The sequence below is a fragment of the Clostridium sp. BL-8 genome (assembly GCF_002006495.1).
GTDB lineage: Bacteria > Bacillota > Clostridia > Clostridiales > Clostridiaceae > Clostridium.
Map to the genome: position 1 here is coordinate 70,008 of NZ_LZZL01000018.1, position 12,912 is coordinate 82,919.

A 12,912-nucleotide genomic window follows, 5' to 3' on the forward strand; every position below is an offset into this window, starting at 1 on the left:
AGCTATAAAGAAAGTGGTAAATAGTTATTAAGTTAACTATCTACCATTTTTTTATTGTATTGAAGTAACTATCACCCATTATCTAATCCAACAAAGTTATAATTCCATTTGTGCCATCTACCCGTATTTTTTGTCCATCTCTAAGTAAGCTTGTAGCGTTATCAATAGCTACAACAGCAGGAATACCATATTCTCTTGCTACAATAGCTGCATGTGAACTTGCGCTTCCTATTTCAGTAACCGCCGCACCTGCCACTTTAAAAAGCGGTGTCCATATTGGAGAGGTATAGGTTGAAACAAGTACATCACCTTTTTTTAGCTTTTTGAATTCAGCTGGACTCTTTACTATACATACCTTACCTTCATATATTCCTTTACTTGCAGCACTTCCCTTGATGGAATTAGAAGTTTCCTTCTGTTCTTTTCTTTGCTTTGTTTCAAATATCGGAAAAGAACCTGTAGAAAAGAACCAATGTACCCCATTATTATGGGCAGCATATACCCTTTCGAAAGCACTTTTTCTCTTCTCAATCTTTTCTCCAAACTTTATTTTCCCTGAAGCCGCCCCACTTAACTCCTCAAGAAAGATAAAAAATACGTCTTGTTCTTTATCAATAACCCCTTCTTTTTCAAGAAACCTTCCAAGCTTTAATGCCATTCTATGCAAACAGCCGGCCACCTTCTCCAAATAAAAAACACTTTCTTCTCTGATAATTATTGTGCTTCTTATCTTATCTAGGATTTCAATAAACTTTTTATAATCTGCCGGTTTCAATCCTTTTTTTATGGTTTCTCTTGCAGCCAAATAAGCATCTTCTTGTTTTTTAAAGCTTTCTTCCAGATTATTATCCGTAGTATCACAAAGCAATGCATCAATAATATCGTCAAGCAGTTCTGGTTTTTCTTTCCATGTATCTGGTGATAACATACGTCCCGCACCGATTGCTGGTCTGTCTCCAAATTCCTCTAAAAAGCTTTTCAATTCTTCCCTATAAGCCTTACTGTCCTTTCCGTTTACTGCTATTACATGAGCCATTCTAAGCAATGCTTTATTCTGAAGAGCTGTTTTAAAGGGCAATGCTCTTTGAAGGGTTTCCTTTAACTCTTGAGATCTTTCTTTTCCTACAGCTTTCTTAATGAGTTTTGTAACCTTATATTCATTGAATTCACTAGGCATGCCTACAACAGAAAATCTTTTATAAACGAAACTTTCATAATCCTTAAGTGCTTCTTCAATAAGCTTTACAAGCTTTCCTGCATCATTTGCCTGCTTCACTTCAACTTCAGTTTTTTTGATCCAAGCGTCTATTTCTTTTTTAAAATCCTCAGCAGAATATTGAGATTTAACGAATAAATTCTTAATTAAGTTTGTTGGTGCTTTCCATAAAGTAGCGACAGAGATTGTTGGTCCACTATAACTTAAAGCCACGCAACCACTTTCTCTTTCAACAGGTTTGTTTTTCTCCTTGGGAAGAGAAAGACCTGCATCTGCAAAGGAAGTATTTATACCACTATAGAAATGTCTGAAACATGCAAAATCCAAAGGTGTATGGGGGTATGGAGTGTGTTCTACCAAACTTTGAAAAGCTAACGGAGCTTTTTTACCTTGATAGATTATATTATCATTAGGTCCAAGTATATCAAAATTCTCGTAAGTACACGCCTCATTATTACTAAATATTGTAGTAATAGGCCTTGCCTGTAGAAGATAAATTTTTCCATTTGAAAGTGCCCATTCAGTATCTTGATAGCTGCCATAATGTCTCTCGACAAGCTGTGCTAAAGTCTTAAGCTGCATTAGTTCTTTTTCCTCAAGACAGTAAATCTCACGCTTCGACTGATGCACCTTTTCTGTAACTGTGCCGTTTTCGGTAAGCCTGATACGAATTGCCTTTGAGCCAAGTATCTTTTCTTTCACATTTCCTTCTTTGGTCAGAATGAAGGAATCTGGAGTTATTAATCCACTTACAACAGCTTCTCCAAGACCATACCCTGCACTTATCATTATCTCATCCTTATTTCCGCTTACAGGATTGGCAGTGAACATTACCCCTGCTGCTTCTGATGGTATCATAGCTTGAACAACTACTGCTAGATCAACCTTAAGGTGATCAAAGTTCATGCTCATTCGGTATGTTATAGCTTGAGGAGACCAGAGACTTGCCCAGCATTTTTTTACATATTCAAACACAGCTTCTTTTCCGTAAATCCCCAAATAGGTTTCATGCTGTCCTGCAAATGAAGCTGTGGGCAAATCCTCTGCAGTTGCGCTTGAACGTACTGCTACAGCTAATTTTCCATTACCATTAACTTCCTTGCATAAGCTGTCATAAGCGCTTCCTAGCTCTTTTTCAATTATGTCAGGCATAGAGGCTTCCTCAATCCAGGATGAAATACATTCACTTGCCTCTTCTACTTTCTTCATATCATCTATTGATAGATTTTGAAGCTTACTTACTATCTTTTCCGTTAATCCTGATACATCAAGATGAACACCATATGCATTTGTTGTAACTACAAAACCCGGTGGCACAGGAAGCCCAGCATTTATCAGTTCACCAAGGTTAGCACCCTTGCCTCCAGCCTCAAGTAATGAATCTTTATTTAACTCTTTTAATTTTTTTATATAATTTGTCATAGTTACTATCTCCTTTATTCTATATTTAAGCTGTAAAACTCGTGGTTGTTACATTATTTCCTGCAAATTGACTTTATTAACACTTATGCTATACCACTTAACAATTTTGTACTGTTTCAGAGGTAATGCACTCAGTATTTATGTAGACATCTACCTAATGTATCAAATAAAAAAAGCAAAGTATGCTTTTTTATTTGATACCTAGTCCCCCCCCAAATTTTTGTAAGCTCTAATAAGTAAATCTACGAAAACTTTTTTCTCCTCTTCAGTCATACCCTTTAGCATCTGCTGCTCTGTCTCTCCAAATACTTCTTCCATTTCCCGTACCAGTTGGTATCCCTTGGGCGTAATTTCTATTTGAAATGTTCGGGCATCAGTAACCCCAGTGCTTCGTATTATATAGCCTTTGCTTTTCAAACCATTAATTAAATTTGTTATGGATGGTCCCTTCAGCTTAAGAAGCTTTTCCATATTCTTACGGGTTATCTCCTCACCATTTCTTACTCCTCGTTCAAGGATTTCAAGCAATGAAGCTTGAGACGAAGACAAATTATACTCCTTCAATTTCTTATCATTGACGCTGCGTATTTTTTGAGCAATACTTTTTATAAATAGGTCATAGGGATATTCCCATTCTCTTTTATTCATAACAATCATCCTCACTTAAATAGGTATACTTCTACCTATCAGTATAAGCGTGAAATCTTAGATTGTAAATCATTAAAATTCCTGCCTATTCTATTTAAAGAGAACTTTTCTTCATTCGCTTTTTTAAGCACACTAATTGGCTATTAGATTATTCTATAATCTAATATTAAAATTATTTTAAAGCATTTATAAAAGTTTCATAAAATTTCTTAGTACTTTTTAGATGTTTATATGCACTCATACATAGTAATGGTATTAGAATCCATAGAAATATATTCTCATAAATTTTTCCTAAAAATATTTTTCAATATAATTTTTTATCATATAATTTAAAAATTAACATCGAACCTTTAACTCCATTTAATTAATGTTGTTTAAAGATTCGATGTTATTCTAAATACTTATGCAGCTTTTACTAATGTATCTTTTGAATTATATCAATTCAATACTGTAGTAAATACTCTTCAATTTTTATTTCAAAAACATTTCCATATCATCTTCAACATTTGTAATTCCGCCAATACCGAAGTTTTCAACTAAAACTTTAGCTACATTTGCTGAAAGGAAAGCTGGAAGTGTTGGTCCTAAGTGAATGTTCTTTACTCCTAAGTGTAATAGAGATAATAATACTATTACTGCTTTTTGTTCGTACCATGCAATATTAAATGCTATTGGTAATTCATTTATATCTTCAAGACCAAATACTTCTTTAAGTTTTAATGCTATTACTGCTAATGAATAAGAGTCATTACATTGTCCTGCATCTAAAACTCTTGGAATTCCACCGATATCTCCTAAATCTAACTTGTTATATTTATATTTTGCACAACCTGCAGTTAATATAACTGTATCTTTTGGAAGCGCAGCCGCAAAGTCTGTGTAGTATGATCTAGACTTTTGTCTACCATCGCAGCCAGCCATTACAAAGAATTTCTTTATAGCTCCTGACTTAACAGCATCAACTACTTTATCAGCTAATGCCAATACTTGATTATGAGCAAATCCACCTACGATTTCTCCTTCTTCAATTTGAGTTGGAGCTGCACATTTCTTAGCTTGTTCTATAATAACTGAGAAATCTTTCTTTCCATTTTCATCAGCTGCAATATGAGTACATCCTTCATATCCTGATGCACCAGTAGTGTATAGTCTTCCTTTATAGCTATCCTTTGGAGGAACTATACAGTTAGTTGTCATAAGTATTGGTCCATTAAAACCTTCAAATTCTTCTGGTTGTTTCCACCAGGCATTTCCGTAGTTACCTACTAAGTGTGAATATTTCTTTAATTGAGGATAATAGTGCGCTGGTAACATTTCTGAGTGAGTATAAACATCTACTCCTGTTCCCTCTGTTTGGATTAATAATTGTTCTAAGTCTTTTAAGTCATGTCCTGAGATTAAGATTCCTGGATTCTTACCTACTCCTATATTAACTTTTGTTATTTCTGGATTACCATAACTTTCTGTATTAGCTTTATCTAATAAAGCCATTCCATCAACACCAACCTTTCCTGTTTCTAAAGTTAATGCTATATATTCGTCTATTGTTACATTATTATCTACAGTTAATGATAATGCTTTTTGCATGAATGCACATATATTTTCATCTTCATATCCTAAAGCATTTGCATGTTTCATGTATGCAGATAATCCTTTTAATCCATAAGTAATAAGTTCTCTTAAACTTCTTATATCTTCATTTTCAGTAGCTAATACTCCAACTGTTTCTGCCTTAGCTTCCATTTCATCTCTAGTTTCAGCTGTATATAAAGCTGCTGTACTTAAATTTTCCTTATTATTTAATTTTGCTAATAATTCTTCTTTTAATTTTAAAGTATCTTTTACTCTTCCATAAAATACTTCCTTATCAAAATTAGCATTAGTTATAGTAGTGAAAAGATTCATTGTAACTGTAGTATTAATAGCTTGAGACACTGTAATACCTTGTTCTCTAGCTCTTGTTGCTACTTCTGATAATCCTCTAGTTGTATATATTAATAAGTCCTGCATTTTTGCAAGATCTGGAGTCTTACCACATACTCCTCTTACAGTACAGCCTGTACATCCTGCTGCTTCTTGACATTGAAAACAAAACATTTTATTATCCATCTTAATATCTCCTCCGTAATTTAAATTTTATCAAGTGAAACTTGATTCAGGTGTAGTTTGATCTCCATATGAATCTTAGTTGAACTTATCCAAGAGCGTGCATCCGTTATCTCCAGATTAAAGAAGTTTGAGTGTTACTGATGCTAGCTATAGGATAAAATAAATTTTTGTGTATATTTTCTTTTGGACATCTTTTCTTGAATTACCTTATGAACTTATTTTACCTTTAATATAGAGAAGAATCTGTATCATTTGTTACAACTCAAAAAATCCTTTATAATTATTTTTAATCTTAGCAGAAATGTATTCCACTCCAGTAAATACGGTCTTTAATAATAGTCTTTTCTGGGAATTCTATGCCTTTTAAAGCCCATTTTTTGTATTCATCAAACCCAACTCTATCAATAATATATCCTATATGTTCTTTTCCACCCGGAGCATCTTTATCTATATATTCTTCAACAAACTTATAGGTATTTAATATTATTTTGATTATACTTTCTTCATCAGTCCAAATTAAGAAATCTTCAGCAAGACGTGGATTCTTCTTTCCCGATCTTCCCATAAGAACCAACTTATAATATTTTTCTTTACTTCTTGTCCATGCACCTGTTGGACATGCATTTACACATTCACCACAGCCAATACATTTTTCTTTATTTCTTACAATTTTATAATTAACAGCTTCAAGTGCACCTACTGATTTTTTCTTGCAGGCTTTCACGCATGCCATGCAGCTTACACATCTATCAATATTATATTGTGGCTCTGTCATTCCAATTATGCCAAAATCATGAGTTCTAGCTTTAATACAATCGTTAGGACAGCCTGTTAATGCAATTTTAAAGTGTAAGTCATTTGGAAAAATTGCCTTTTCAATTTTCTTTGCAAAGTTTGTTGTATTATAGTTAGCAAATGGACAAACATTATTTCCAATACATGCAGACACATTTCGAGTTCCAGCTGCTGTATATCCTTTTCCTGGAACCTCTTGATTTATATCTAATTTTTCAATAATAGGCTGTAATAATTCATTAACCTTATCCATATCTTCAAATCTTATTCCTGGAATTTCAAAACCTTGACGAGTAGTTATATGAACTGTACCATTACCATATTTCTCTGAGATTTCTTGTATTTTTCCTAGTAGTTCTGCATCTAAATGTCCACCTGGAACCCTAACTCTAGAAGCAGTTACTCCTCTTACTTTTGTAACTCTGAAAGCATTTTTTTTGATTTTTTTAGTATTTAAATCCACAGCTGCATTCCTCCTAATCTATTAAGGATTTACCCTTTGAATAATTAAAAACAGGTCCATCTAAACAAATATAAGTGTCGTCTATTTTACAATGTCCACATTTACCAATTCCGCAACACATTTTTCTTTCTTGAGAAATCCAGACATTGTTTTCTTGTATTCCTCGTTTTAAAAATTCTGCTACAGTGAATTTCATCATAACAGGAGGTCCTACTACTATAACTACTGCATTATTAATATCCTTAATCGGAAGCTCAGGAATATATTTTGTAACCATCCCTACATTTCCATCATAATTTTCTTCTGCATTATCCACAGTTAAAATAAGATTAATGTTATCTTTCCACACTTTAATATCATCTTTAAATAAAACATCACTTGGTGATTTAAAGCCAGCAATTAAAGTAAAGCCTTCTGCACTACTTGGATTTTTTACAAAATAATCTACAACCCCTCTTACTGGAGAAAGTCCCGTACCTCCTGCAACTACTATTAATTCTTTTCCTTTATAATTTTCAAGATCAAATCCATTTCCATAGGGTCCTCTTAAAAATAATTTGTCTCCAATATAATTATTAAAAATTTCATTAGTTACTTTACCAACTCTTCTTATTGTTAAATCTACAGTTCCATCACCTATACCGCTTACTGAAATAGGTGCTTCACCAAACTTTGGGAGTGAAACTTCAAAGAATTGCCCAGGTTTTACATCGCCATGAAATTCCATACGGAAAGTATACTCTATTTCTGTATGTTTAATTACTTCTTTAATTTCTGATAAAAAAGGAATATATTCATTTTTACTCATTTTGTGACACCTCTTTCATACCATCATTTAATTTGTTTACACAATTAGAGAAGGATATATATTCTGGACATATATCATCACATCTTCCACATCCAACGCACATGTGATATCCCCATTTCTTCTTATAATCATAAACTTTATGCAACACTTTAAAACGCATACGTTGTCCTTTATCTAATCTAAAACTATGGCCTCCTGCCATATTGGTAAATCCGTCTACATGACAAGCTGCCCACACTCTTCGTCTTTCCCCTGCTTTTCCATTATCAGTATAAAAAACATCCTGCATTGTAAAGCAAGTACAGGTAGGACATACAAAATTGCATCTTCCGCAAGCAATACAACGACTGCTATACTCCTTCCACATTTCTGATTTCATAACATCTAAAGAAAGGTCTTCTGGTATAGAAACGCTTACATTATTACTTGTGACAAAATCAGGCTTAACCTCTACTTTTTCATTATCAATAAATATTTTTTCTAATTCTTCATCCTTTATATCTACAAAAACAAAATCATTTTCTACTTTTAAATATGCATTATACTCATCTGTCTTATTAGTTTCCATACTTACACAAAAGCAGTTTTCAAAGGAATTTTCACATCCCATTAATATGAATTTTGCATTTTCTCTTATTCTTTTATAATAATGATCTTCTTGTCCATTTCTTAAGTAAATATCATCCATACGTTTAACTGCATGCAAATCACAGCTTCTTAAAAATATAATTGCTCCTTTTTTAGGCGCATCTGCTTCTTTTATAGAATCTTCTGTAAAGAAAAATAGTGTCTGTGAAATAGGAAGCAATACTTCTTTGTATGAATATTCCGCCTTCTTATCAAATACTATATCATCTACTACTTTTATTTCTCCATAACGCACTCTATCAGTATCAGAATAAGTACCTTCTCCTGCAAATAACTTAGGTGCATATATTACATATTCTTCTGATAATTGTTCAAAAATATCATTTATATTGTTTTTACTTAATTTATATCCCATAAACTCACTCCTTTACTTTTTTCTTGAAATTATATAATAAGGTAATGCTAAAAATACTGCTCCACCAATTATATTTCCAAGTGTTACTACTCCAATGTTATATGCATAACCCATTACGCTAACATTAGCTGCTCCTGGATTAAGCAACCCAATTGTTAAAAGAGTCATATTTGCAACGCTATGCTCAAAGCCTGCAGTTATAAATGCAAACAAGCACCAAAATATCATAATAAGCTTTCCAGATTCACTTTTTAATTTAAAACTACACCAGGTAGCTAAACAAACTAAAATATTACAAAATACTCCGCGCATCAATAATGGTAAAAATGGAATACTCATTTTTGTGGCCGAGGTCTTTGCAATAAATTCTCCAACTGCTCCTGCTGAAAGCCCAGTTGCATAAAACATATATCCTGCAATAATAGATCCTACTAAATTACCTATAAAACAAACTATCCATACTTTTAATGTGTCGCTCCACTTTACTTCTTTACTTAAAGAAGCTGCTGTCATTATAAAATTATTTCCTGTGAAAAGTTCCGAACCAGCCATAATAACTAAGCTAAGTGCGATACCAAATGATACTCCCATTACTATTTTTGTTGCAGGTGAATTACTGGCACTTAATAACCCTCAAATAGTGAATATGAGCATGATCCCCATACCTACATAAAGTCCTGCAAGCATAGAACTCAAGAAATATCCTAGAGAATTTTTCTTTAATAAATTAACTTTTGCCTTTGCTGCCATAATAACACTGTTAAATTCTTCACAAAACATACTATAATTTCCCCTTTCATAAGCACACATATTTTTAACTTAATTATAAGTTATTAAAATTTAAAGCACCGTGATTTTCATCACGGTGCTTTAAAAAATTGAGATAATTTTTCTTGCTTTATAACTTTTATTTTTTTATTATCGTATTCTATTAACTTTTCATTTGAAAGTATTTTAAGGGATCTAGATATTGTTTCTCTTTTTGACCCTAGAAGATCTGCTAAATATGTAACACTTATATTCATATTAATTATTACACCACTATCACATTTTACTCCGTAATCCTTGCTCAATTTCCAAAGCTTTGCAGCAAGCTTCTTTTCCATTTTCAAAACTCCTGTTGAATTTTTTAACTGTCGATATAATCTTCTAACCTTCATATCTAAGGAATACATAACATTCTTTGTAAGATTAAAATCTTTTTCCATAATACTTAAAAATATATTTTTATCATAGCTTAAGATTTGAGCTTCTTCAAATATTTCGCAATTAACTGATGCAGGTAAATCCATCATTGATTCATTGACCACTTTACCTTTTCCCAATATAAAAATCACGCGTTTTTGCCCATTTTCATTTAATTTATATAATGATACATTTCCACTTATTACAACATATAGAGTGTTAATATTTTCCTTGTCTCTAAAGAGATGACTTCCTACCTTGCACTTTTTAATTTCTCCAAATTCCTCGAGTTCATCTAATGAAGATTCTAATACATTATTAAAAATTTCTAATTCCTTTAACTGTGATTTCGTAATACTTTTCATAATACTCCTAAACTAAGGCACAACTAAATAAATATTAGATTAATATTCGCGCATATTGAGTCTATAATTTATTTTTATATGCCTAATCAAATAATTCTTCTTCTAACTCTTCAATATTTAAGATAGTAATTATATTTCTATCAAACTCTATATAATTTAAATCCCTAAGATTCATAAGCTCTCTTGATAAAGATGGCCTAGGTATCCCCATTGATGCTGCAATTTCCTCTTTACTTTCTTTAAGTTTAACCGTTTTGCTTCTTTGCAATTTTGCCTGTTCTAAAATATAATTAATCACTTTATGTTTAATACTTTTAAATGCAATACTTTTTATTTTTGAATTTAGCATGAATATTTTATTACTCAATGCAGACATAAAATTTCCAAGAACTCTTTCATCCATTGTGCATAACTTTAATATATCTGATCTATTTATATATAATATATTACATTCCGAAAAAGCCATAACTGTTGATGGATAATTAGATTTTTTTGAAAAAACTAATGCTTCTCCAAATACATCTCCATTGCTTAATCTCTTTAATATAATTTGTTTCCCGCTAAGATATATTCTCTGAATTTCTACTGTACCATCTAAAACAAAACCTAAGCTAGTGCATTCATCTTCTTCATTTGCAATAATTTCTCCTTTTTTATATGCCTTTAAAGAATATGGAATACTGGAAATCAGCTTTCTTATTTCATCAACAGTAAGATCTTTAAAAAATTCATTTCCTTTTAACTTATCAATGATCTCTTCCATATGCATTCCTCCCGAATTATTTACATAAGGCACATGAAGAATATGCCTAAATTCTGTGTACCTAATTATATCATTATAAGATGATTTAAAACAATGTTATATTTTTTATAATAAAAACTCTGAGAGCTTCTATATTCTCAGAGTTTTTATCATTAATTATATCTATTTAGCATCCTAAATTCATTAACAATTCGTCCAAATGTTTTTTCAAAACCATAAGTTTTTCTATTGGCATTTTTACCTTGCAGGCTATTTCATTTGGCACTTCAGTTACTTCATCTTTTAAACTTCTTCCCTTTTCGGTTAGCTCAACTATTACAACTCTATCATCATTTACATCTCTATATCTTGTTACTAATCCCATACCTTCAATCTTCTTAAGTAATGGAGTTAGTGTTCCTGAATCTAAATGTAGTCTTTTCCCTATATCTTTTACAGTACTTTTTTCATCTTCCCATAAGACAAGCATTGCAATATATTGCGTGTATGTGAGATTGAATTTATCCAAAACAGGTTTATATAATTTTATTATTTCTCTTGATGCTGCATATAGTGAAAAACAAACCTGATTATCTAATTTAATACTCTCATATTTACATTCATCCATAATCTTTCTCCTATAATCATTGCATTGTTTATGCAAATTAAATTTTATTGTGCCTTACATAAATCACTTCTTGCTAATTGAATCTACATAACTTACTGCTGATAATGCTGCTATATTGCCTTCACCTGCTGATTTAATATATTGATATGGCTTTCCAACAACATCTCCTGCTGCAAAGCATCCTTTTATACTGGTTGCCATCAATCTATCTACTTCAATATGATTATCCGTTATTTTAAGCCCTGGTACTAATTGTCCTGGAGAAATACTATCTCTTAATATAAAAATACCATCCGTATCAATTTCTGAATTTTTAAGCTTAAGCTTATTCACTTTCTCTTCTCCTAAAATACTCACAGGTACATCTCTTATAATTTCAATAGATGAATCAACTTCAACTTCTTCCTTATACATAGGAATATAATAAACTTTCGATGCAATTGATGCAATGAAATTAGCCTCTTCCTCTTCATGTTTATTATATGATACTATTGTAACTACCTTATCTTTGTATAAAGGTGCATCACAAGTTGCACAATATCCTACACCTTTTCCAAGTAACCTTTCTTCTCCATCAAATAGTTTTCCATATTCGACTCCTGTGGCTATTATCACTGATGTTGCCTCATACATTTTTTCATTTACCATTAAAGCAAAATAATCGCCCATTGCATATATATTGTTAATTTTTTCTTCTGTTATGCTTATATCCATTTCTTTTATATGATTACTAAATTCCTCTTGAAGTTCTTTTCCACTCTTTTTATAAAAGCCTAAATAATTATTTATCTCATGAGCTTTTGCAAGCTTGCTGGTAAGTTCCTTATTTCCAAAAATAATAAATTTTTTCTTTCTTATCTTTGCATTTAATGCAGCCGACAAACCTGCTGGACCACTTCCTACTATTGCAATATCATACCTATCACTCATATTTCTTCCTCCAACATTAAAGGATATTATAATTCTATTAGTTTCAACTTTTGACTCATTTCTTTTTACCAATAAACTATCCAATTCTAAATTTCTAAAAATTTAATTTTATCCAATATATATAGTTTAAATTAAAACATAGTATATTTTTATCTATACTATGTTTCTTAAGGCATAATCAAAAAAATATTTTATAAATTATTTTCAATTACTTCTTTAATTTTTTCCTTTGGTAAAAATCCTATAAGCTGATCTACCTTCTCATTGTTTTTAAAAACAATCATAGTTGGTACACTTGATATTTGAAATTCGCTTGCTAAGTCTGGGCTTTGATCTACGTCAACTTTTATAAAATTAACCTTATCTTCCATTTCACCTGATAAACCTTCAAGCACTGGTGCTAACATTTTACAAGGTCCACACCAAGTTGCAGAAAAATCTACAAGTGTAACACCACTTTCTATTTGACTTCTAAATTCAGCACTATCTACTAATTTCATACTCTCTTCCTCCATTATCTTTATAATTAAAATTAATTATTAATTATTATAAACATTTATGATATTACTATGCATATAGCATAATTATATTTATAAAA

Annotated in this window: 11 protein-coding genes and 1 pseudogene; all 12 read right to left on the minus strand. The window is 31.5% G+C overall.

Annotated elements, in window-relative coordinates; all coding sequences use genetic code 11:
• Positions 1 to 82 precede the first annotated feature (82 nt).
• Positions 83 to 2,638 (minus strand): PEP/pyruvate-binding domain-containing protein, encoded by a 2,556-nt coding sequence (locus CLOBL_RS08445; protein WP_077858615.1) that lies wholly within the window; start codon positions 2,636 to 2,638, stop codon positions 83 to 85.
• Between the two features lie 201 nt (positions 2,639 to 2,839).
• Positions 2,840 to 3,286: a MarR family transcriptional regulator gene (locus CLOBL_RS08450; RefSeq protein ID WP_077858616.1), complete on the minus strand. Its 447-nt coding sequence runs from the start codon at positions 3,284 to 3,286 to the stop codon at positions 2,840 to 2,842.
• Between the two features lie 471 nt (positions 3,287 to 3,757).
• The gene (gene hcp, locus CLOBL_RS08455) at positions 3,758 to 5,395 is read right to left on the minus strand and encodes a hydroxylamine reductase (RefSeq protein ID WP_077858617.1); all 1,638 of its coding nucleotides are present in this window, start codon (positions 5,393 to 5,395) and stop codon (positions 3,758 to 3,760) included.
• Between the two features lie 292 nt (positions 5,396 to 5,687).
• On the minus strand, positions 5,688 to 6,653 hold the full coding sequence (asrC, locus tag CLOBL_RS08460; RefSeq protein ID WP_077858618.1) for a sulfite reductase subunit C: 966 nt from the start codon (positions 6,651 to 6,653) through the stop codon (positions 5,688 to 5,690).
• A 13-nt stretch (positions 6,654 to 6,666) separates the two neighbouring features.
• Positions 6,667 to 7,461: an anaerobic sulfite reductase subunit AsrB gene (gene asrB / locus CLOBL_RS08465; protein ID WP_077858619.1), complete on the minus strand. Its 795-nt coding sequence runs from the start codon at positions 7,459 to 7,461 to the stop codon at positions 6,667 to 6,669.
• A complete protein-coding gene (asrA, locus tag CLOBL_RS08470) occupies positions 7,454 to 8,464 on the minus strand; it encodes an anaerobic sulfite reductase subunit AsrA (protein ID WP_077858620.1) in 1,011 nt (336 codons plus the stop codon). The genes asrB and asrA overlap by 8 nt, the downstream gene beginning before the upstream one ends.
• Positions 8,465 to 8,476: 12 nt before the next feature.
• A pseudogene (locus CLOBL_RS08475) lies at positions 8,477 to 9,244 on the minus strand (formate/nitrite transporter family protein).
• An 80-nt stretch (positions 9,245 to 9,324) separates the two neighbouring features.
• On the minus strand, positions 9,325 to 10,014 hold the full coding sequence (locus CLOBL_RS08480) for a Crp/Fnr family transcriptional regulator (RefSeq protein ID WP_077858621.1): 690 nt from the start codon (positions 10,012 to 10,014) through the stop codon (positions 9,325 to 9,327).
• Positions 10,015 to 10,096: 82 nt separating this feature from the next.
• Positions 10,097 to 10,777 (minus strand): Crp/Fnr family transcriptional regulator, encoded by a 681-nt coding sequence (locus tag CLOBL_RS08485; protein ID WP_009172225.1) that lies wholly within the window; start codon positions 10,775 to 10,777, stop codon positions 10,097 to 10,099.
• A 166-nt stretch (positions 10,778 to 10,943) separates the two neighbouring features.
• Positions 10,944 to 11,384 (minus strand): MarR family transcriptional regulator, encoded by a 441-nt coding sequence (locus tag CLOBL_RS08490; RefSeq protein ID WP_077858622.1) that lies wholly within the window; start codon positions 11,382 to 11,384, stop codon positions 10,944 to 10,946.
• A gap of 63 nt (positions 11,385 to 11,447) precedes the next feature.
• Positions 11,448 to 12,314 carry an NAD(P)/FAD-dependent oxidoreductase gene (locus CLOBL_RS08495; RefSeq protein ID WP_077858623.1) on the minus strand — a complete coding sequence of 289 codons (867 nt, stop codon included), beginning with the start codon at positions 12,312 to 12,314 and terminating at the stop codon, positions 11,448 to 11,450.
• 191 nt (positions 12,315 to 12,505) lie between these two features.
• Positions 12,506 to 12,814, minus strand: coding sequence for a thioredoxin (trxA, locus tag CLOBL_RS08500; RefSeq protein ID WP_009172228.1), 309 nt, complete (start codon positions 12,812 to 12,814; stop codon positions 12,506 to 12,508).
• Between the last annotated feature and the right edge of the window lie 98 nt (positions 12,815 to 12,912).

Coding starts and splice junctions, on each gene's coding strand:
- CLOBL_RS08445 (WP_077858615.1), bottom strand. CDS start 2,638: ATGACAAATTATATAAAAAAATTAAAAGAGTTAAATAAAGATTCATTA.
- CLOBL_RS08450 (WP_077858616.1), bottom strand. CDS start 3,286: ATGAATAAAAGAGAATGGGAATATCCCTATGACCTATTTATAAAAAGT.
- hcp (WP_077858617.1), bottom strand. CDS start 5,395: ATGGATAATAAAATGTTTTGTTTTCAATGTCAAGAAGCAGCAGGATGT.
- asrB (WP_077858619.1), bottom strand. CDS start 7,461: ATGAGTAAAAATGAATATATTCCTTTTTTATCAGAAATTAAAGAAGTA.
- asrA (WP_077858620.1), bottom strand. CDS start 8,464: ATGGGATATAAATTAAGTAAAAACAATATAAATGATATTTTTGAACAA.
- CLOBL_RS08480 (WP_077858621.1), bottom strand. CDS start 10,014: ATGAAAAGTATTACGAAATCACAGTTAAAGGAATTAGAAATTTTTAAT.
- CLOBL_RS08485 (WP_009172225.1), bottom strand. CDS start 10,777: ATGGAAGAGATCATTGATAAGTTAAAAGGAAATGAATTTTTTAAAGAT.
- CLOBL_RS08490 (WP_077858622.1), bottom strand. CDS start 11,384: ATGGATGAATGTAAATATGAGAGTATTAAATTAGATAATCAGGTTTGT.
- CLOBL_RS08495 (WP_077858623.1), bottom strand. CDS start 12,314: ATGAGTGATAGGTATGATATTGCAATAGTAGGAAGTGGTCCAGCAGGT.
- trxA (WP_009172228.1), bottom strand. CDS start 12,814: ATGAAATTAGTAGATAGTGCTGAATTTAGAAGTCAAATAGAAAGTGGT.